Source organism: Rossellomorea sp. NRS-1567 (assembly GCF_050467885.1).
GTDB classification, from domain to species: Bacteria; Bacillota; Bacilli; order Bacillales; family Bacillaceae_B; genus Rossellomorea; species Rossellomorea aquimaris_C.
The window spans coordinates 60,524-81,972 of record NZ_JBITPL010000024.1; the positions used below are offsets into that span (position 1 = coordinate 60,524).

At 44.9% G+C, this 21,449-nt stretch carries 20 protein-coding genes and 2 other annotated features; of the genes, 2 read left to right on the forward strand and 18 right to left on the reverse strand.

The window, feature by feature from the left end:
* Nucleotides 1–110: 110 nt before the first annotated feature.
* Nucleotides 111–1,133, reverse strand: coding sequence for a LacI family DNA-binding transcriptional regulator (locus tag ACIFOD_RS16740; protein WP_430315574.1), 1,023 nt, complete (start codon nucleotides 1,131–1,133; stop codon nucleotides 111–113).
* A 181-nt stretch (nucleotides 1,134–1,314) separates the two neighbouring features.
* On the opposite strand from ACIFOD_RS16740, the gene ACIFOD_RS16745 reads away from it, so the two are divergent.
* The gene (locus ACIFOD_RS16745) at nucleotides 1,315–2,994 is read left to right on the forward strand and encodes a hypothetical protein (protein ID WP_430315575.1); all 1,680 of its coding nucleotides are present in this window, start codon (nucleotides 1,315–1,317) and stop codon (nucleotides 2,992–2,994) included.
* 39 nt (nucleotides 2,995–3,033) lie between these two features.
* Here the strand turns inward: ACIFOD_RS16745 and ACIFOD_RS16750 are convergent, their stop codons facing one another.
* The 13 genes from ACIFOD_RS16750 to ACIFOD_RS16810 all read right to left on the reverse strand — a co-directional run bounded on the left by ACIFOD_RS16750 (nucleotide 3,034) and on the right by ACIFOD_RS16810 (nucleotide 16,272).
* Nucleotides 3,034–3,594, reverse strand: a complete 561-nt coding sequence (locus ACIFOD_RS16750) for a GNAT family N-acetyltransferase (protein ID WP_430315576.1) — start codon at nucleotides 3,592–3,594, stop codon at nucleotides 3,034–3,036.
* Nucleotides 3,595–3,711: 117 nt separating this feature from the next.
* The gene (locus tag ACIFOD_RS16755; protein ID WP_187443194.1) at nucleotides 3,712–3,885 is read right to left on the reverse strand and encodes a hypothetical protein; all 174 of its coding nucleotides are present in this window, start codon (nucleotides 3,883–3,885) and stop codon (nucleotides 3,712–3,714) included.
* Nucleotides 3,886–3,980: 95 nt separating this feature from the next.
* A complete protein-coding gene (gene proS / locus ACIFOD_RS16760; RefSeq protein ID WP_430315577.1) occupies nucleotides 3,981–5,411 on the reverse strand; it encodes a proline--tRNA ligase in 1,431 nt (476 codons plus the stop codon).
* 182 nt (nucleotides 5,412–5,593) lie between these two features.
* Nucleotides 5,594–5,799: a binding site (T-box leader), on the reverse strand.
* A gap of 46 nt (nucleotides 5,800–5,845) precedes the next feature.
* Complete coding sequence (locus ACIFOD_RS16765) at nucleotides 5,846–6,871, reverse strand: hypothetical protein (RefSeq protein WP_430315578.1); 1,026 nt, start codon at nucleotides 6,869–6,871, stop codon at nucleotides 5,846–5,848.
* 24 nt (nucleotides 6,872–6,895) lie between these two features.
* Nucleotides 6,896–8,119: an MFS transporter gene (locus ACIFOD_RS16770; protein ID WP_430315579.1), complete on the reverse strand. Its 1,224-nt coding sequence runs from the start codon at nucleotides 8,117–8,119 to the stop codon at nucleotides 6,896–6,898.
* Nucleotides 8,120–8,181: 62 nt separating this feature from the next.
* Nucleotides 8,182–8,432: a binding site (T-box leader), on the reverse strand.
* A 51-nt stretch (nucleotides 8,433–8,483) separates the two neighbouring features.
* Entirely contained in the window at nucleotides 8,484–9,122 is a 639-nt protein-coding gene (locus tag ACIFOD_RS16775; RefSeq protein WP_430315580.1) for a hypothetical protein, read from the reverse strand.
* A complete protein-coding gene (locus ACIFOD_RS16780) occupies nucleotides 9,115–9,666 on the reverse strand; it encodes a sigma-70 family RNA polymerase sigma factor (protein ID WP_430315581.1) in 552 nt (183 codons plus the stop codon). Before ACIFOD_RS16780 ends, ACIFOD_RS16775 begins: the two co-directional genes overlap by 8 nt.
* Nucleotides 9,667–10,169: 503 nt before the next feature.
* Nucleotides 10,170–10,370 carry a hypothetical protein gene (locus ACIFOD_RS16785; RefSeq protein ID WP_113968695.1) on the reverse strand — a complete coding sequence of 67 codons (201 nt, stop codon included), beginning with the start codon at nucleotides 10,368–10,370 and terminating at the stop codon, nucleotides 10,170–10,172.
* A gap of 349 nt (nucleotides 10,371–10,719) precedes the next feature.
* Nucleotides 10,720–12,168 carry a carbon starvation CstA family protein gene (locus ACIFOD_RS16790; RefSeq protein WP_430315582.1) on the reverse strand — a complete coding sequence of 483 codons (1,449 nt, stop codon included), beginning with the start codon at nucleotides 12,166–12,168 and terminating at the stop codon, nucleotides 10,720–10,722.
* Nucleotides 12,169–12,415: 247 nt separating this feature from the next.
* Nucleotides 12,416–13,138 carry a LytR/AlgR family response regulator transcription factor gene (locus ACIFOD_RS16795; RefSeq protein ID WP_430315583.1) on the reverse strand — a complete coding sequence of 241 codons (723 nt, stop codon included), beginning with the start codon at nucleotides 13,136–13,138 and terminating at the stop codon, nucleotides 12,416–12,418.
* Nucleotides 13,135–14,874, reverse strand: coding sequence for a LytS/YhcK type 5TM receptor domain-containing protein (locus ACIFOD_RS16800; protein WP_430315584.1), 1,740 nt, complete (start codon nucleotides 14,872–14,874; stop codon nucleotides 13,135–13,137). Before ACIFOD_RS16800 ends, ACIFOD_RS16795 begins: the two co-directional genes overlap by 4 nt.
* A 118-nt stretch (nucleotides 14,875–14,992) precedes the next feature.
* On the reverse strand, nucleotides 14,993–15,835 hold the full coding sequence (locus ACIFOD_RS16805; protein ID WP_430315585.1) for a YihY/virulence factor BrkB family protein: 843 nt from the start codon (nucleotides 15,833–15,835) through the stop codon (nucleotides 14,993–14,995).
* A gap of 17 nt (nucleotides 15,836–15,852) precedes the next feature.
* Entirely contained in the window at nucleotides 15,853–16,272 is a 420-nt protein-coding gene (locus tag ACIFOD_RS16810; RefSeq protein ID WP_430315586.1) for a hypothetical protein, read from the reverse strand.
* 248 nt (nucleotides 16,273–16,520) lie between these two features.
* Here ACIFOD_RS16810 and ACIFOD_RS16815 point away from each other — a divergent pair, with 248 nt between their 5' ends.
* On the forward strand, nucleotides 16,521–16,742 hold the full coding sequence (locus ACIFOD_RS16815; RefSeq protein ID WP_044338940.1) for a DUF1128 domain-containing protein: 222 nt from the start codon (nucleotides 16,521–16,523) through the stop codon (nucleotides 16,740–16,742).
* 82 nt (nucleotides 16,743–16,824) lie between these two features.
* Here the strand turns inward: ACIFOD_RS16815 and ACIFOD_RS16820 are convergent, their stop codons facing one another.
* From ACIFOD_RS16820 to ACIFOD_RS16835, 4 genes are all read right to left on the reverse strand, one after another.
* Nucleotides 16,825–17,340, reverse strand: a complete 516-nt coding sequence (locus ACIFOD_RS16820) for a type 1 glutamine amidotransferase domain-containing protein (protein ID WP_113968689.1) — start codon at nucleotides 17,338–17,340, stop codon at nucleotides 16,825–16,827.
* 83 nt (nucleotides 17,341–17,423) lie between these two features.
* Complete coding sequence (locus ACIFOD_RS16825) at nucleotides 17,424–18,728, reverse strand: lysine N(6)-hydroxylase/L-ornithine N(5)-oxygenase family protein (protein WP_430315587.1); 1,305 nt, start codon at nucleotides 18,726–18,728, stop codon at nucleotides 17,424–17,426.
* 348 nt (nucleotides 18,729–19,076) lie between these two features.
* Entirely contained in the window at nucleotides 19,077–20,066 is a 990-nt protein-coding gene (locus ACIFOD_RS16830) for a class I SAM-dependent methyltransferase (protein WP_430315588.1), read from the reverse strand.
* A complete protein-coding gene (locus ACIFOD_RS16835) occupies nucleotides 20,063–21,379 on the reverse strand; it encodes an FAD-dependent oxidoreductase (protein ID WP_430315589.1) in 1,317 nt (438 codons plus the stop codon). Before ACIFOD_RS16835 ends, ACIFOD_RS16830 begins: the two co-directional genes overlap by 4 nt.
* Nucleotides 21,380–21,449: the final 70 nt, after the last annotated feature.

Here is a 21,449-nt window from a genome sequence, read left to right on the forward strand (position 1 = left end):
AACTATAAAACCAACCCCACTCTTTGACAACATTTTTTTACAATAACAATCTCTTTCTCTATCAAAAAAATGCTGACTTCCTTGGGAATACAGCATTTTCTTTTCTCTTATTATTTTTTTTGACGACAGGAATCTCGTTTGACGAGTGTCGCTTGAAATGAACTCATATTTTCATAGGGGAGCTCCTCGATTCTGTGAATCAACTGCTCCACCAGGGACACCGCCATCTCAACTCTGGGAACATTCATGGTCGTTAATGCAGGAGAAGTATACTCCGTAAGCAATAGATTATCAAAGCCAATGAGAGACACGTCGTCAGGAACTTTCCGGTTGGCTGGCTTTAACGCCTCGAGGGCACCGAACGCAATATGATCATTGGAACACACGATGGCAGAAGGAAGAGTTCCCTGCCCGATCCAATGATTGATGGCATCCCTCCCCGATTCTTCGCTGAATTTCCCTTTATATATGTAAGACGATTGAATCGGGATCCCTGCTGCTTCCATCGCTTTTTGATAACCTCTTAAACGCTCCATTGCTGCAGAATTATCTTCATCACCCGTAATGATCCCAATCTCCTCATGACCAAGCTCTATGAAGTGATTGGTCGCCACCATCGCACTCACTTCGTTTTGTAATAAGGGCATCGGGATCTCAGGTGCCTGCCTTGACACATTGTTTTGATCAAAGACTCCCACCAAAAAGCCCGCTGATGTAATTTGATCCACGATTGATTGGACGTTGCTCCAACTGATGATGATCCCCGCATCGATGCTCTTTTCACGGTAAAGTTTTAAAACGGGGGAGGAATCATTCAGATCCGTCATGGTCACAAGCATATTATATCCCCGCTCTGAGCAGGCATTGATCATGGCACCAATCACCACACTGTAAAAAAGGTCATCCGAATAAATACGATGCTTCTGAGGATCTTGAATGATAAAAAGCCCGATTGTGTGAGTCTTTTTCTTTACCAGCCTTCTCGCTGAAACATTAGGCTGATAGTGATGCTCCTCCATGATCTGCAGAATGCGATCACGTGTCTCGGGTCGTACCTGGTCCGAATGGTTAAGCACCCGCTGCACCGTCTTCCTGGACACCCCCGCAATCCTCGCAATATCAAATATGTCCATAAAATCCTCCTGAATAGTTCTTTCTATTTATTATAGCGAATGATGCTTGGATTGGATATATGACCTTGATTGCAGATCGCCCCTACCAACCGAACGCTCCCCAAAAAAAAAACAAATGAAACCTCCCCACCCCCTCATCCGTATATACACTATAAACAGAAGCACTTGAAAGGGGAACACTATGGGAAATATATTACTATTTTCAGTTATTGTCGGATTGGTCATGGCCTTACTCGTCGTACCGGTGACAATCATGAAAAAGCAGAATAAAAAAGAGGGGTATCCGTCATTTGCCGCACTGTTCGGGGCCACCCTCCTTATCACAACGATCATTGTATTCGTCTTCTATTACATGACGAATCTCGATCAGAACTTTACAAGCATGTGGATCTTACTCATCGTAGCCGCAGGATTCGGTGCTACACTTGCAACCGGGACCGAACGAATGGTGAAGGGTGCACTGTTCCTTGGAAGTCTCCTCGTCGGGGCTTACTTCCTGACCGCCTTTGTGTTCAACGCCGATCAGAAATTTGAATCTGCGCAAATGGACGTAAAAACGGAAATCGAAGCGTTTGATGAGAAGGAAACGCCTGCAAGCGTCCCTCCACAATTCGCCCGCAACAAGATGAAGAAAGCATTCGGTCAGGTTCCGAATACGAGTTACTATGAGCTTGGACGCCTGCAGATTCAGAAGGTCAATGGGGAGTACGTCTACATTGCACCTGTTGAATTCTCCGGATTCTTCAAATGGTTCAAGGGAGATGAAACACCTGGTTACTTCACCCTAAGTGCCACCGACTCATCATCAAACCCTAAATTCATCAAAGAAGAAATGGTCTACACACCTTCTGCTTTCTTTAATAAAAAAATCGAGCGACACATCCGCTTGAACTATCCGAAGCAGATCTTCAATGGGGATGTTCAGCTTGAGATCGATGACGAAGGAAAGCCATTCTATATTCAAACATACGGTGAATTCATTTCCGCACGTAACGGATTTGAAGCGAAAGGTATCGTCATGGTCGATCCGAAATCCGGTGATACCAAGTCATACAAAATCGATGAAGTACCGGCTTTCATTGACGGCGCGATTTCACCAGAAACCGTCAGTCTCCAAAACAGTTATTTCGGTAACTACGTTCAAGGATTCTGGAACAGCCGCTTCGGTAAATCAGACGTCAAGCTTCCTTCTGATGAAGGGACCGAAGCCAATGTGAGCCCTATTTTTGACGAAAATGGTGACATGTACTACTTCACCGATTTCACCTCGCCAAAAGAAGGCGTCGATTCCATGCTCGGTTACTCCTTAACGAACTCAAGAACGGGAGAAGCGACGTTCTATACAGGAAATCTTGAAGATTCCTACATGGATTCACAGGGTGCCCTGCAGATTATCCAAAAGAAATTCATCGAGAAAAAATGGGATGGCGAAATGCCGGTGCTCTATAATTTCTATGGAGAGGCAAGCTGGCTGACTCCGGTGCTCGATGCGAATGGTTTCTTACAAAACTACTTCATCGTCTCGGCAGCCAACCCGGAAATCTCAGCCTATGCGAATACCCCAAACCAGGCATTGAAGCAATACAAAACCGCGCTTCAACGGGGAGGCGGCAGTGTGGACGGCAGTTCGAAAGCTGAGGAAAAACAGACAAATGGTACAGTCGTCCGTGTCTATAAAGAAAAGACAGGTGACTACACGGTCGTATCATTCTTACTCGACAATGGCCAAAACTATATCGTCTCTTCCGAAAGCAGCTTACTTGCGATCTACCTGAAGGAAAATGACAAGGTGAACGTGAAGTACATGGATACAGGGGAAGAATTCCTGCCAGTGAAAGAACTGACCATCGAAGGCTTATAATAAAAAAACGATGAGGGCACATGAGCTCTCATCGTTTTTTTATGATTCACCGGCATTCACATAATACACCAGATTATCCGTCCACTTCCCAAACTCATAAATGAATCCTTTCCGCGTGCACTCATACTGCATGCCGACACCTTCTGCAAGGCTGATCGATGGAGCGTTATCGAGATTGATATGGGCCTCGATCCTGTGATAATTCAATTTCACAAAAGCCAGCTGAAGGGCTGCCTTCACCGCTTCCTTCCCGTAGCCACGGTTCCAGTAGCGATTATGTATCATATAACCGACCCTGCCCCAGTTAAAGTTGTACCGCATCAGAGTGGAGAAGTCGATGGTCCCAATATTCGCGCCACCTTCTTTCAGAAAGATCCCTAGAATATAGACCTGGTCCCGATCGATCATCTCATCATGCTTCAGAAGCATCTCCCTGTACCAAAACTCCGTGCACTCGCTCATGTCCTGATAGCCAACGTCATATTTATGCTGGGATGGGAGCCTGTTCAGATGTTCCCTTAACCAGTTTTCGTAATCCCGGTTTACAAAGGGTCTGATGACCAACCTGGGTGTTTCGATGATCAATTCCTTTTGCTTCATCCTTGCCCCTCCCTTTTCGTTTGTTTCTATTTTTAATAGTATCAACCAGCCATTTAGAATGGTAGTCCTTTTGCAAAAAAACGGAAGGCGTCCCTCTGCTGAGAAACGCCTTCATCATTACTTGTCTTTATACCATTCTTCCTCTAATTCCTTCTCAATCTGCTCATCGGACAAGTATTCTTCATCCAGCTGCTGCACATGCTCGGTGATCCGGTTAAGCTTGGAATGCACGACCCAAAGGCTGATCACCACGACTGCCATGAATAAAACGAGGATGAGTTCAAATTCCATATAATCGATGCCTCCTTTACCTATGTTTATTAATCAAACACGGGAAAAAGAAGGCTTTAGGAAGAAAAAGGACGGAAGAACCATTCTTTTGTCTCTTAATACGCTTTCGCCCAATACACCAAATGTTTCGCATCCTTATTACAGCACACACATGTAACCGACACCTGCTCCTGCACAAACGGCATGCACCGTGATGTGGCACTCGTTTCTTCCTTGATCTTGTCTTCACAAGCCCTGTCACCACACCACATCGCTTTGACGAATCCGCCTTTTTCCCTAACCGTCGTTTTGAATTCTTCAAAGGTTTTGGCTACGGTGGTTTTTTCATCGCGGTGAGCTCTCGCTTTTTCTAAAAGATTGTGTTGAATGTCTTCCAGAAGTTCTGCTACTTTCCCCTCCAGCTCTTCCATGGCAACCGTGATTTTCTCTCCTGTATCACGTCTCGCTAACACTACCTGACCGTTCTCGATGTCCCGTGGACCGACCTCAAGACGAAGTGGAATGCCCTTCATTTCATATTCATTAAATTTCCAGCCCGGCTTCTTATCACTCGCGTCGATATCAACACGAGCGATGGAAGCAAGCTGACTTTTCAGGTTATAGGCAAAATCAAGGACGCCTTCTTTGTGCTGGGCAATCGGTACAATCATCAGCTGAGTTGGCGCAATCCGTGGTGGAACGACCAGGCCACGGTCATCACCGTGGACCATGATCATGGCACCGATGATCCGGGTCGTGAATCCCCAGGACGTTTGCTGCACATGCTGGAGCTTCCCATCACGGTCTGTGAATTGAATCCCGAACGCTTTCGCAAATCCGTCACCTAAATGATGGGACGTTCCGGATTGCAATGCCTTCCCGTCATGCATCAGGCTTTCGATCGTATACGTATATTTAGCACCGGCAAACTTTTCTTTTTCTGTTTTTTGACCCTTGATGACCGGTATCGCCAGCAGTTCTTCACAAAGCTCCGCGTACACCTCCAGCATTTTCACCGTTTCATCATGAGCATCTTGATCGGTCTCGTGGCACGTATGCCCCTCCTGCCACAGAAATTCCAAAGTTCTCAGGAATGGACGGGTCGTCTTTTCCCAGCGGACCACATTGGCCCACTGATTGTAGAGCTTAGGCAGGTCACGGTAAGAGTGGATGATGTTTTTGTAGTGCTCCCCGAACAATACCTCAGAAGTCGGACGCACGCATAGTCGTTCCGCTAACTCCTCTTCCCCTCCATGAGTCACCCATGCCACTTCAGGTGCGAAGCCTTCGATATGATCCTTCTCTCTCTGAAGAAGGCTTTCCGGTATAAAGAGTGGCATATACACATTTTCATGCCCTGTTTCTTTTATTTTTGCATCGAGGGCATCCTTGATATTTTCCCAAAGTGCGTATCCGTAAGGCCTGATGATCATCGACCCGCGGACGCTCGAGTAATCGATCAGCTCCGCCTTCGTCACGACATCCGTATACCACTGAGCAAAGTCTTCTTCCATGCCCGTTACATCTTTTACAAATTCTTTTACCATTTGTGAGCACCTCATTTTTCGTTGGATTAATTTTAACGGCGATATTTTGATTTTATCGGCGATATTTTAGATTTAACGGCGAAATCCTGATTTTATCGAGCGAAATCCCGGATTTATCAGCGAAATTTTCATTTTATCAGCGAATCGCCTACACCCATAAAACAAAAAAAGCCCTGCTTCTCATCAGGGACCATTTCTGGCGGTACCACCCTGATTCAAAGCAAAGCTTTACACTCATTCCATGATAACGGTATCGGACCGCTGATATCTTCATTCGATACAGAACTTAGAGGCAGGTTCAAAGGTTCATCAATGGGAGCTTTTCACCAATTTAGCTCCCTCTCTGAAAAGACAAGATCCCTTTACTGATCCTCGGCAATGTTTCAGTTATTTTAGATGATTATATATAGATATGCAGGGGCTGTCAATATTTGTTACAGAGAATAAATCCTCTCCATCTCCCGACTGAAGAAATCATTCCCGTTCCTCTCATCAAAATCCCCGGCGATCTCTTCTGCAATCTCACTCATCACATCAATGGCAAATCCCGGACGATGACCGGCTTCGACAAGCTTACGGTGAAGAACAATCCCACTCATATAAAAGTAAAACATCCCGTAAGGATCCTTCCCACTATCCGCATACTCGATGTGACGCTCCAATACTTTAATTCCCCTGACTGGTTCCGTTAAAGCAAGAAACCTGATATGTTCGGAAGCTTCGACTAAAAAGTGTGGCTTATCATAAATGAAAAAATATCCTTCTGACTGATAGTGTGAGGCTTCCTCCACCCGACCATCTTCAAGATAGGGCAAGAGCAACTTACTATAGGTCAAGTGGGGAATTTCACCACAGGTCACTTCTTTGGATAATAAAAGCATTTCAATGGGACGGGCTTTTTCCTTTTCCCCGGTAAAATAAAAATACTCCAGCTGTGTCTGATATTCACAGGCTTCACAGTCTGAAAGCGAGTCCCTTTCCGCTGCTATCCATTTTTGATAATACTCTTCCGCTTCCTCTGCATTCCCTGTTTTCAACGCCCGTTTATGCTGATGCTGATAAAAAGGACGCAGACTATAGCCATAACGGTCATACGCTTCTTGAAAGTCACTGAAAAAGGCATCTAACAGCTCCGTGTCAATGCCGGGCATCTTCACCAGATGCTCCGCCATCCATTTATAGATCCAGAAGAAGCTTTCCACCCAATCCTGCAGGTTCTCTTCATTATCTAAAAAGAAGCCGTTGCACCACTCGAAATGATCGAATAATTCCTCATACTCCCCAAGATAGTTGACGGTCCTCATGATCCCGAACCGGCAGCAAAACTCCTTATAGAGGTCCTTTTCTTTCTGCGCAATGGACAACAGATCCTCTAAACCGTTCCACTTCTCATAACTTGCTTCTTCCCGGCCCATCAACTCTTCCCACCGGTCCCAGTATTGATCAGCCGTCATCTTCATCCACTGACCCCCTTTGTGTCTTTTCTATTTATTATAACATTCAGAATTACGTCTTAACTGTTTTTCCCAAAAATTCCTGGTAGAGCCTATATATAAAATCACTGTGACCCCAAGCATGATCATCGAACCCGCAATCACAACAAAACGGATCGACACCAACTCGGCTCCCACTCCAATAAGCACCGTAGAAAGGATGACCAATACCCCTTCCAGCAATCCATAAATACTGGCTACCCGTCCCATTATCTCGACGGGAATATGTTCTTGGTAAAAGGTTTCAAACCCTGTAGTCGCAAAAGCCAACGCGAAGGATAAAACAGCGAACCCGATCGCCGCTAATAAGAAACCTTCCGAGAAAGAATAAATCAGATATCCTCCGGAAACGAGCAGAGAACCAAATCCCATAAGATGCATGTGATGGAGCTTATGGGAAAGGGACGCGTTCAGGATCGACCCCAGTACAAATCCTCCCCCTGCAATGCTTACAAGATATCCATACGTACTGTTCGAAAGGTGCAATACCTCTTTAGAAAATGCGGCCTCAAGGGAATCGAGCGCTGCAGTCATTACAATCAGGATGCTGAACAAGACGTAAAGGACCATCACATAAGTAGCGCGCCGGCTGAATCTCCACACCAACCGCCAATCCTCTTTGATGACTTCCCATTTGGTATCACCTGTATCAACGGGAATCCCATCCTCTAGCTTCGGTAGCAAGAGGGTGATCACTCCTGATAAAAAGAGGGCCAGTGCATTCATATAAAGGGCAAACGTCGGTGTCCCCATCATGAACATAAGTCCGGCAATTCCCGGTCCAATGAGAAACGCACCCGATCCGATCAGCCCCCGGAGAGCATTGAAGCGCTGTCTGTTCCCCCGTGGGATGAAGGTCGTGATGTACGCCATGGACGCCGGATAAAACATGGCACTTCCCATATTGATGATCAACACAACCGCATACACCCACCAACTCGACGAAAGAAAAGGCAGTACCGCAATCAACACTCCTCTGAAAAAATCAAGCCCTGCCATCAGATTCCGCTTGTTGACCCGGTCAATCAAGCTTCCAGCCCAGCCATTTGTCAAAAGGGCCGCCACAGGCTTCAATACATATAAAATCACCACTGCCAGAGGTGATCCCCACTCGTCTAAAACAATCAAATTTAGGGCGATTAAATAAATCCACCCTCCTACATTCGAAATCCCGATGCCTGCTAGCAGCAATAAAGGATACTTCCACTTCCTCATTGGTTATTCCTCCCCGCGATATGTTTTGTGAAACAAAAAAATCCCACCCCCAAGACGTTGATCTTGGGGGCGAGATTATCTATCGCGGTGCCACCCCAGTTCGTTAATATGTCGCCATACTAACCTTTTCGGGTACGGCCAACCGGCTTATACCCTAGCCCGATAACGGGAGCTTCCGTCACACCATCCCCGACACCCGGTTCCGATGCGCTGCTCAGAGTCTTGATTCAATACCGTCCCTCTTGCTCCTTTTCAGCTTCCGGAGCTCTCTGTAAAGATTTCAGATATCTACTCTTCTCTTCTTGGCATTTAATTGAAATTTTCATTATGATAGCATGATCGGGAGAGGAAGTAAATGGAATATTCATATCTTTAATCTTTGCTTTAACATTTCTTCGTACTCAGGTTTTTGTTTGATGATGGTGATGATGAGTTGGCGTAACTCGTCGAATTCCCTTCTGTCAGCCGTCGTCGCACACTCTGAATGATAATAATCATATACATCGTCATTCACTCTTATCTTCATCATGTAATTCTCAAGAGATAGAATGGTGCAACCTTCCCGGTAAGACAACTGTTTGTTCCCTTTCAGATTCAGGCTCTCTATCTTTGTGTAAACTTCACTCATTTCGGCTTTAGAAAAGGTTAGAGCTTTTTCCTCACCATCTTGATTTGTAATCGTGTCCGTAAACGTACTTATGGTCATCCCTCCATCAAAGCGGATTTCCACATCAAAGTTCGATTTATTCGTGAAGAAACCACTCAGCTTCTCGCTACCAAGGATTCCCCATTGCTCCCCCTTCACTACGGCAAACGCAAATACAACGATGAGAACAATGGCAAAACTGATCAATGGCGCATACCACCTGCGCCGATATTCTTTTTCCGGCTTCCCCTCAGCTACTCTTTTCCTTACATGATCCTTCATTTGATTATTAAAATCGAATCCCTGTAATCCTTCATCCGTCATTTTTCTAACCTGTCGCTGAAGCTCTCTATCCATCGTGATGCACCCCTTTTGGATACATTTTTTGCAGTTTCTCTTTCCCTGTTTTCAAACGGGTTTTAGCCGTATTGATGTTGATCTCCAAGCACTCGGCAATTTCCGTGATTTTCAGTTCATCATAATAATACAGAAATAGAACCTCCCTGTATTTGATTGGCAAAGATAATAACCTGGAATGCAGCTCCCTGCCCATTTCCCTATGTATCGTTTGAGATTCCGGCCATCGACTCCTGCTCTCCTGAATCCATTCACTCAACTTATTTGTAAAAAGCAGCTTCCTCGTTTCCCACTTCTTGAGATGATCCTTACTCTGATTGATGGCTATCCGGATGATCCACGTCTTCAACGAGGAATCTCCCCGAAACGAATCGTACCGCTGATAAAACCGGACAAACACCTCTTGAGCGATATCTTCAGCAAGACTGTGATCCTTCACATAAGAATAAGCGATATATAGCACCTCTTTGCCGTATTCATTCATCACTTCTTCCAGAATTTCCTCCTTCGACAGAGTGAAATCGTGTACCTGTTCTTCATTCAAGGAGAGATCACCTCTTTTCTACTACTTTGACGACTATGGAGAGGAAAAAGTTTGATTTTTTTAGTGAGATTTGATTTTTGAAGGGAGTGTGGCGGGATGAAGAGGTGTAACTTGGATTTATCGACCGTTATTTCGATTTACCGACCGTTATAGCATTTTATCAACCGTTATTTCGATTTTCCGACCGTTTTTTCATTATATCAACCTTATTTTCACGATATCGACCGTTCTTCATATAGCGACAAATTTCGCACGCCCAATCGAGACCAGATCTCTACACTGAAAAAGTTATCTGCCACTTCTGTGATATATCTGCCGTTCTCACGATTTATGTGCCATTTTTTATTTTATCTGCCGAATTCCTGATATATCTGCCATTTTACACACTTCGTCAAGTTTCGCGCTGTACCGACCGCTGCCCCGAGCCCATCCGTATAGCCTCACCAGAAACACCATCTCAAACAAAAAAAGAGCACTCCCCAATTCCCGAGCGCTCTTCCCCATTAGCTCCCCATCTTACGACGAGTATTGCTGGGCTTCTTCGTTTGTTGACTTTGCATGCGTTGATTGGAAGCAAGGCCCCCAGTTGCTTGCTTGCCGCCTGCTTGGGCTTCTTTCTTCTTTGCCAGCTGCTGCTTCATTGCTTCCTGCAGGCTGATTTTTTTCTTTTCTGGCTGTATTTGCTGATCATTATTATTCGACATAAGGGAATCTCCTTTTGAGACTACTAAATTTTTGAAACTACCTCTATTATAATACATCCACCACCAGAAAACATCTCAAGTTCCAAATAAAAAAGCCAACCCGTAAAGGATTGGCCGTCATTTTCTAGTGATATCCATTCTGCCCGTTAGCAGAACCGGATGTTTTCTGTTTCGGTTTGTGCTTGCCGTTTTGCTTTGTACCGCCGTCTTTTTTCGTTTTCTTTGTCATTCTGAATCACTCCTAATAATTAGTCGTCATCAAGAAAACTTGTGGTTCTATGAACCATTCTTATTTTGTGCCAAAAAAGAAAAGAGTCTCCCGGTAATTACCGGAAAACTCCCTTTCTCATTAAGCCGCTGTTTGAGGTACGTCTTCGTCGACTTGAATGACGGATCCATCGTTTAAGCGCTTTCGTAATGTGTAAATAAATGCTAAGATCGCGGCGATGGTTACAACTGTTGCTCCCATATACGCTGTGCTCATTGATAAACCGAAACCGATCGGAGCACTCAGGATATACGTAAATGTCACCATCGTCATGAAGATCGCTGGAATCGTTGCGACCCAGTGAGGTTTCTTTTGCAGCGCCAGATACATGGCACCTACCCAAAGGGCAATCATCGCTGTCGATTGGTTCGCCCAAGAGAAGTATCTCCATAATAGGTTAAAGTCGATTCGTGTCAACACGACTGAGATCACGAACAATGGAATCGCAATCCAAAGCCTGCTGGAGATTTTCACCTGTCCTACTTTGATATAATCGGCAATGATCATACGCGCACTTCGGAATGAAGTATCACCAGACGTGATCGGAAGAATGATAACCCCAAGGATTGCCAGTGTTCCACCGATTGACCCAAGCATAAGAACAGATACTTCACTTACAACCGCTGCAGGTCCGCCTTCTTTCAAGATGGCATTCAGTTCACCCGGCTGGAATAAGCTCATGGCAGCTGCTGCCCAGATCATCGCAATGATCGCTTCTAAAATCATCATACCGTAGAAAATCTTGCGTCCGTTCTTTTCATTTTGAGTCGTTCTTGAAATGATTGGTGATTGTGTGGCATGGAACCCTGAAAGTGCCCCACAAGAAATCGTCAAGAATAATAATGGGAAAATCGCTACAGATTCAGGATGCATATTCGTTAAGCTGATTTCAGGAATATCCGCCCCTGTAATCACTAATCCTGCACCGATACCCACTGCACTCACTACAAGCAGTGCTCCGAAAAGCGGGTAAACCTTACCGATGATTTTATCAATCGGTAATAGGGTTGCGACAATGTAATAAATAAAAATTGCGGCAATAATGACGCCTAATGAAATCCACGCTGGCGTCAAATTAGCGATCAGTGCTGCAGGTGCTGTAACGAAAACCGTACCCACCAGCACGAGTAAAAGAATCGAGAATGCGTTTACCACATGCTTCATCGTCTTACCAAGGAATCGTCCCGCAAGCTCCGGCAAATGAGCTCCTCCGTTACGGATCGAAATCATCCCCGTTAAGTAATCATGAACCGCTCCGGCAAAAATCGCACCGAGTACGATCCAAAGGAAGGCAACCGGCCCATAAAGTGCTCCCATGATCGGACCGAAAATGGGTCCTACACCAGCAATATTCAACAGCTGGATCATGGAGTTCTTCCCCGTCTTCATTGGTACATAATCCACTCCATCCGCCTTCGCATAAGCAGGAGTCGAACGACTTTCATTGATTCCAAAAATCTTTTCAATTAACTTTCCATATGTGAAATAACCTATAATTAATACAACAATCGAGATCAGAAATGTGACCATGCTTATGATCCCCTTTCGTTCATTTATGAATACGCTTTCATTATAGCAATCATATTCACAGTTTCGTCACATTCTGTTTAAGATGTCGGAAATTGGGGTTGAGGTGTTCTAAACAAGGATTAACATGCATGGTGGAAAAGATGGGTGCCTGGCATTATTAGACGGTTTGGTGCCTGGCAACAAAAGCCATAATTGTACCTGGTACAAATCCCCTAATCTGTACCTGGTACACTCAGAAAAAAACCACCTACAACTCCAATCGCTCCCTCAATTCCTTCACATAATTCCGGCTCACCGGAATTGCCTCATCCGCTCCATGAACCTTCAACTGATACACACTGCTCCCCCACGGGATGAGCTCCTCCACGAAGGGCAGCTGAACGAGATAGCTTTTATGAACCCGGAAAAATGGATATGTACTGAGCTTCGATTCCAATTCCTTGATAGGCAAGCGGCACGTATACTTCTTTTTTACCGTACAAATAAAGGTCTCCCGTTCTTCACGGAATATATATAGAATGTCTTTCGGGCTGATGAATACAATTTTGTCTTCATCTTGAACCGCAAGTTTTCCCATCGACGGGCTCTCGCTTTGCTCTTTCACTCCCACTTTCAAAAGATTCTTCAAGCGCTCCATCGTTTGTGCGAGCTGATCTTCTTCAAATGGTTTCAATAAGTAGTCAACGGCTTCCACCCGGAACGCTTTAAGGGCATAATCCGGATAGGCAGTGGCAAAGACGATTTCCGGTTTGTGCTTCATTTTTTGCAGGGCTTCGGCTAAGTCGACTCCGCTCATGCCAGGCATTTCAATATCAAGAAATAAGACATCGGGTTCTTTTGTTAAAATGATTTCCAATCCCTTTTCAGCAGAGCTTGCTTCTCCGACTACTTCCACCCATGAATAACCGCTTAATAAATGCTTCATTTCCTCCCGGCTATAGGGTTCGTCATCGATAATGGCGACTTTCATTCTTTCTCACTCCTTACCGTAAATTCAACGGTGGTTCCGTTTCCTGTTGATGATGTGATCGATAGACCTGCTTCTTTCCCCATCATCATTTCCAATCGTTTGTTCACGTTATAGAGCCCGATTCCTGTACCGGACTGTGATTCTACGGGTTCAAGCAAAAGCTTCTCCACTCTCTCTTCATCGATCCCCGCACCGTTATCCTCAACACGAACAGTCACCTCATTACCGTCCAGCTCAATCGAAATCTTCAACACAAACCCTTCTTCTATATTCTTCATCCCGTGCTTGATCGCATTTTCAACAAGAGGCTGAAGGGTAATCGAAGGGACTTTCGCCTTCAGGGCATCTTCATCAATCTCATACACCACTTCCAGCCGGTCAAAGAATCGTGCTTCTTCAATGGCGAGATAGGCCTTTACATGCTGTCCTTCTTCTTTAAGGGTCGAGGTGAATTTCGTGCTTCCTGTCAGATTCTGACGCACAAATTGAGATAGTGAAATCAGCAGGATCCTCGCCTTATCGGGATTGATCCTCGTCAACGACACGATGACATTGATGGTATTGAACAAGAAATGCGGATTGATCTGTGCCTGCAGCGCCTTTACTTCTGACTCTTTCGCAAGCTCTTTATGGGTATCGATTTCAGCCAGTTCCAGCTGGTGACTAAGCAGGGTCGCGATCCCCTTCGTTAATTCCATCAGGATCGGCGAGATTTCTTTTTCCGAATGAAAATAGAATTTAAGCGTTCCGACAATTTCATCCCCATTTAATAGAGGGGCCATGATCGCGGCTCCCAATGGGCATCCATTCCGGTCACACTGTATATCCTCTCTTCCCACCTTCATGAGCTCTCCCGTTTCGATGACCCGTTTCGTCGCTTCGGTTTGAATCGGGCGCCCTTGCTGGTGATGATCCGAGGCAAGGCCGACATGAGCCAGGATGTGGGAAGTGTTCGTGATGGAAACCGCCAACGCGTTCACATCTCTCATCAGAATCTCACACGTAGCCTGTGCAGAGGCTGCATTCAATCCCTTTCGCATATACTTCACCGTGCTATCAGCCAAGCGTAATGCTTTCTGGGATTGAACCGCTCCCATCCGCTCTTCTTCATAAAAAACACTTTTTATGATCAGCAGGAAAATCCCGGTTCCGACTCCATTTGCAAGGATCATCGGCCATCCGATGTCGGAAACGAGTAAATAAGCATCATCAAATGGCTTTGACAATAGAAGAATGAGAAGCATCTGCATCCCTTCAGCCACAAAACCAACCAAAAACGCTTTTTGAGGGGAAACAAGCCTGTTTTTCTTTTCCCGCTTCCCGATCCACCCCGCCAGCAATCCCGCTAAAACCGTCGAGATCCCGCACGAGAATGCCGTGAATCCACCGAGAAAATACCGGTGGACTCCAGCGACCAATCCAGCTCCAAGTCCAATCCCTGGACCCCCCAGTAACCCGGCGACCACAACACCAATCACCCTGGAATTGGCGATCGCTTCATTCTGCTGAAGATGCCACTGCCATTTTGTATATTCTTCTTGAAACGGATTCACGATCAATCCTGTATATGTACCGACGATCCCGAAGAAACCAAACAGCAGGATGAGGAGCAGAGTCTGGGATTTCTTCACATGTGTTCTTTGTTCGATTAAATGACGGAAGAAACTGATCCTCGTCATCACAAAGGCTATAGTCACAATGATACCAAGCCTCTCCACCATCGCAGCTATCAACATAGGCTCCACCTCTCTTTCTATTTCACATCAAAAAAGAAGACCCCCTTAAACACGAATGTTTAATAGAATCTTCCCCTTCTTGTTCCTGTACTATGTCCGGGGAATGATTTCCCCTATTTTAACACGAATCTTTATCTTTAATCGTTACGAGTGCATTGATTTCTCCGCCGATCATGATGATGATTCCCGTTAAGTAGAACCAGATCATGAGGACGATGATCCCTCCGATGCTGCCGTATGTGGCCGAATAGTTCCCAAAGCTTCCTACGTAATACGAAAAGGCCAAGGAAGCTAGTACCCAGCCAAGCGTCGCAAAGATCGCCCCTGGGAAGGCACTTAAGCATTTGATCCGTTTACTCGGAGCAAAATAATACAACCCAACGAAAATGATAAAGAGAATGATGGGACTGATCGCCCAGCGAATCCCGTTCCATACCGTTAAAAATTGCTCTGAAAATCCGAATTGAGAAAATAATAAAAGACCGATCTGTTTACCGAACACCGGAAGTAAAAGAGCTAAGACAAATACAAGAATCATGGCTAGTGTCAATAATATAGACATGAGACGGGTCGCAATGAATGATCTTGTTTCCTCTACATCATAGGCACGATTTAAACTTTTCACGATGGCATTCATCCCATTGGAAGCCGACCAGATCGTGGCGATGATACTGACAGACAGTAAACCTGAATTCCGGTTCGACATGACGTCCTGAAGGGTTTCCTCGATCATGGACATCGTTTCCCCGGGTGCAAAATCCCGGACCAGACCCAATATGTCACCCTGCTCGACGGGAAGGTATGGTAAAAGTGTCACGATAAAAATCAGCAGTGGAAAGAGCGATAAAAGAAAGTAATAGGCAATTTGCGCGGCCAGCCCCGTTACATCATTCGCACTAATATGTGAGAAAAGACTTTTAGAAAATCCTTTCCATCCTCCTTTGACCGTCTCATCCGACATGTTTTCACCTCGTTTCGTTAATACCCCTTAAATGAAGACGCAATAGGTTGACTTTCTTCATCCTGAGTTGTTAGTTCATTGGATGTTTCCTTATCTGAAAACGTATCCTTATAAGCTTCTGAAGAGTCTTCAAAGGTTTCCTTTGTCTCCTCGATGATCTCTTTCACCTGTGGGGTCATCCCTTTGATTTCATCTACTTTTTCACTGATGAAATGAATATCCCTGCTGACTTGATCGGCTGTCGTGCGTAATTTCTCATATACTTCCTTCGATGACTCGACCAGTCTTTGTGGATTTTTTGAATACGTTGAAAGATAATTCCCGCTGTTCTTTAAAGATGTCCCCATTTCCTGACGAGTCGTTTTATCCAGCAGGGAAAGAAGACCTCCTGCTACAGCACCTAACAAAACCCCTTTGAAAAATTTATTGCTTCCCATATGTATTACCCTCCTTTAAATTCTTTAGATTATTTTCTATAAGAATGGCCAAAGTTCCTTCATGGGCACAAAATTGATACCATGAACGCTCTTCTTTTAACGTTTTAGCTTACCTACTCATTTCCCATTCCTTAATAGTGTAAAACATTCTCCGAAAAAAATCCTTATCGGGTGGAAGTTATGTTGACAGGTTGAAGGAATCATGGAAAGATAAATGTAATAAATGCACGTTAGAAAGGACGATCCAAATGGATTTATCACAAAACACAACCGAAAATATTGAATTCATGGTCACTGCCATCAAAGAAAAATTAAAAATAGTCAATGCCGGTGCCGTAAAGCCAGAAGATTTCAATGAAGAAATGTATGAAGATCTTCACGACCTTTATGTAATGGTCGATCGCAAGGACAGATTCAGCCCGAGTGAAATGACTGCGATCATTGAAGAAATGGGTAACCTGCGTAAATAGTAGTCAGTGGTGATAGGAAAAAGGGGACATTCCCTCAAAGGTACAAAATACCTTGGGGAATGTCCCCTTTCATTTACTTGTCCTATTTAGAAAGCAGTGCCAGTGATTCACGGTTGAATGCCGGAAGATCATCAGGTGTTCTGCTTGTCACAAGCTGGTTGCCGCATACGACGACTTCTTTATCCTCGTACGTCACACCTGCATATTCCATATCTACTTTAATGGACTTGAAGCCTGTCGCTTTTCGTCCTTCCAGTGCTTTTGCCGTGATGAGTAATTGAGGGCCATGGCAAATCGCGAATACCGGTTTTTTCTCATCCATGAAATGCTTCGTGAATTTCACGAAACGGTCATCTGCACGCAGCTGATCAGGAGAAAATCCGCCTGGTAATAATAAGGCATCAAAGTCTGCAGGGTTGACGTCATCGATGCTTTCATCGATCTTCACCGTTGCATCGCCCTGCTTCCCTTTAACTGATTTCCCTTTTTCTTTTTCAATCGTCACCACTTCGTGACCCGCTTCTTTAAACGCTTTTTCAGGATCTGTAAATTCTACGTCTTCAAACATGTCTGTCATTAACGTTGCTATTTTAGCCATAAAATTGAAACACTCCTAGTTATCGTTTGGTTTTTATCACACATGTACTTTACCCTTTGTGCATGAATTCAAACCCTACTACCTTATTTATCCATCGTGAATTGGGAGAAAATCGTGTTCCTCTGCACTTCATATACCTCTTCACCAACGATGTCATTGATGATTTGAATATTCCGGTCGACAGCCAGCCCCAAGTTCGTTGCCCCTGCACCGTGAGAATGCTCCAGGCTCGTCACCGTATAGAAGTGATGCCCCCGGTCTCTGTTCTCTTTAAATTCCAGCTTATAATTTCGGGAGACTTTATACTTCTTCTCATCTTCCCAGACGATTTTGTCCTCGAACTCCTCAAAAAACCATTCGGGAATATTCGGCTTATAACCCGTCGCCAAAATCACCTTATCCGTCTGATAGGAAAAATCACGCTCTTCCTGCCATTGACGGCAATTCAGGACGTACCGGTCCGCCTCTTTCCGGATCTTATTCACTTCCGTTAAAGGCTGGATCGTGATGTCCGGCGAGTGATCACTGACAGAATGGTTATAAAGGATATTATAAATATTATTGAGGGTATCCGGATCGATCCCATTCCGCAGCTGATCTAACGTTGCTAATGTCTCCACACGCTTCTCATACGTCAATCCATGAAAATAATCCACATAGTCAGGGGCAAAAAATTCCTGCCCGAGCTTCGACGACTCGAGCTGCAAGATCCCTTCGGAACGGGTCAGCCATGTCAGCTGATAGGAGTGATCCTTCTGTTCTTTTAGAAGATCAAAAAACACCTCGGCAGCACTTTGCCCGGACCCGACAATCGTAATCGAAGACCCTTCCATCGTCGTGTTTTTATGGAACAGATACTTACTCGTATGATGGACATCCACATCCGGTAGACCACTCATTTCGTCTAAAATCAACGGCTTGCTTCCCGTCCCCATCACCACATGCTTCGCATAATAGATCTCACGCTCGTCGGTCAACCGGTTATCGATCACAACCTTATAGCAGTCGCCTTCATCCGTGACCCCGATCACTTCACTGTGAAATTGACAGCTGCTAAGCTGACTGACCACCCAGCGGGCATAATCATTATACTCCTGCCTCGGCATTTCAAACTTTTGAAAAAAGAAAAATTTATATAAACGATTATGGGTATGTAAATAATTCAAATAATTGTACCGGCTCTGTGGATTCGCAAACGTCACCAAATCCGCGATAAATGGAACCTGCAGATCCGTCAGATTGATCAACATCCCCGGATGCCACTGAAACTCCGGAGTCTGATCAAAAAACTTCACCTTCAGATCCGTTTTCTCCTCCATCAACGCTGCCAAACTTAAATTATACGGACCTATCCCAATGCCGATACAATCATACACTTCTTTACTCAATTGGCTCTCCTCCACATTTGTAATCATCTTTCTATTTTTACCCTAAAACGATGGGTGATTACCCTTTTTAGTGAAAAAAATTGTGACGGATGTGTGCGGAGTATTAATGGGACAAATACGTATTGGTTCGTCCCTCAAAGGAGGTGCGTGTCTCTTTATTATCGAGTTTACCCTATATATTATCGACTTTCGGATTATATTATCGACTTTGCCGCATATATTATCGACTTTTCAAATATATTATCGACTTCGGCCATTATTATCGACTAAGAAAAATCGACACAAGCCACCTCCGCCACACGCCAACACCACACATCCAAACAAAAAAACCGATCCCCACCGCAAGGATCAGTTCTTCCTGAATATCATCACATACCATCCGCCTTCTTTCACGATCGGTTCGACGGACTCCACTTTGAAGTTTGTTTTACCGGCCAATGTCTCCATCTCCTTCTGGGACGGAATGGGATACAGGTTCTGGAATGTCATGAAGAAGCTGTTGAAGGCACTGGAAAACTGCTGCCCATGCTTTGATTTCTGCATCGGGGTCAGAACAAAGAATAAGCCTTCTGATTCCAGCCACGTCGATGCTTTTTCAAAGAATTGCAGGCGCTCGGACGGATCGATATAGTGAAAGAGATTATTGGCCATGATCATGTCAAAGAGCTGTTCAGGCTCATATTCATGTAGGTCCTTACAAAGGATTTCAATATTTTCATAGTCTTGAAGAGACTCTTCAGCAGCCTTTGCGACGGCTTCATGAATCTCGATCCCTACCATTCTCTTATCAGGATAGCGGTCTCCTATTCTCTTCACATATCCGCCTTCGCCACAGCCAAGATCCAATATCGAATTGACATTATACTTTTTAATCGCCTTCTGTACCTTTGGAAAGGCAAAGCGCTCTAACAGAATCGACGTTTTCGCTACAGTAGAACCATGGACATCCGAGTTGAAATGCTGCTTCGTTTGATTACGTAATAATTGTGGATACGACAGCAGGGCCGGTATGTGCAGCTCCATCATTTCTTTTAACAAAATGCCTGATGAATGCGGGTCCTTCTTTGAAGTCGGCAGCTTCCAGCGGTTCCTCGTGGTGACTTTCCCATCCTCCACCCGCTTCATATGCTTAATGGTGATCCCGACCTCTACCCACTGTTCAAGGAGGTCCATTTCGATATTTTTAGCAAGTGCGACTTCCTGAATGGAGGCAGGCTTTGTAAAACGATCAAACAGATCCATTTCATACCCTACGTAGGCATGCCAGCTGTACAGGAATGGAACATTCTTTTTCATCCATGTTCTTGCCCTCCATACTTTCACCATTTCCCCGATCATAGTAGGCCCTCCTTTCCTTTCCAGGGATAATCCTGGATTTCTGTAAATTTAGTGTTTGATTTCTCTTCTTCTGTCAACGAATCCTTTCTGATCGGGAGCACTCCCCCCTGGACCATCCGGTCGTACAGGGTTTCTCTCCACATGCCGAGACCGGATATGTTGAGCATCTGCTTGTAATGGGAGATCGAATCCCTCTCCATCCGCTGAAGGCTTTTATTTCGCAGCCAGCCGACCGGGCGATACGGATACGAGTAGACGAGGGCCGATAAATGACTGAGATGCATTTGATGGGCCACCCTTCTTTTCCGAACCTTTGGGTACCATTCCAGATTAGCCGGATCTAATCTACCGGCCGAATACATATCACACAACAGTTCTCCAAGAATGCTCCCATCCTGTATGGCCATATTCATTCCTTCTCCTGCCATGGGGTGAACCGTGTGCACCGCATCTCCAATCAGGGCAAGATGGTCCTTCACATAGGTTTCCGCATGATATTTCAGGGGAACCATCAGCTGGATTTTTTTCCAGTCCTCAATTTGGTTCACGTAGCCATCGAGATCGGGACACATTTGAATATAAAGCTTATGGAATTCTGAAATCGGTTTTTTCCGAAGGGTCTTGTATTCCCCGGCTGGAATGAGATATACGGATCGTACTTCATTGTTTGGTAAGGGGAATAGACCCAGGAATGATTGATATGTAGAAATGATACGTCCCTTCACCATTTCCTTGGGCCGTGGAAATGTCACCGTTAAGAAATGATGGTTGTACTTTTTTTCCTTCACATCCACTTCCATATAGTCACGGGTGACAGAGGTTCTTCCTTCTGCCCCGATAATGAAATCACTATGAATCTCTTGAGCCTCTTTCGTCTCGCGGTCCTCGATGATCACGGTATGACCGTCTATTTTCTTACAAACGGTATTCGATTGATAATGGAAGGGAGGGTACTCCTCTCCTTTTTTCCGTAGAATTTCCTTTAACGTTTCATGATGGATCATTAATGAATAGGGGTATCGACTTGGAAGAATCGAGTAGCTCATCGTGGAGTTCTCCGCTTCTGATTTCGCACTTTTCAATTCAATGAGTTCCAAATCGGAAATGATATGACCATTTTTAAAGACGGAGTCAATGACCCCCAATGAATCAAATATTTCCAGACTTTTTGGCTGGAGGAGCTCTCCCTTGTATACGGAGCTTGGTCCTGGTAACCGTTCCACAATCGTTACGTCTATATTGCACTGTGCTAATTTCAGGCCGAGTGTCAGACCGCCAATTCCTCCACCACTAATCAAGACGTTTGTCTTCATTTCTCCTCACCTCTTTCTCTCTCTTTAACCTTTTCCCAGGATGTTGAAACGTGGCGATGTGCTCCCATCC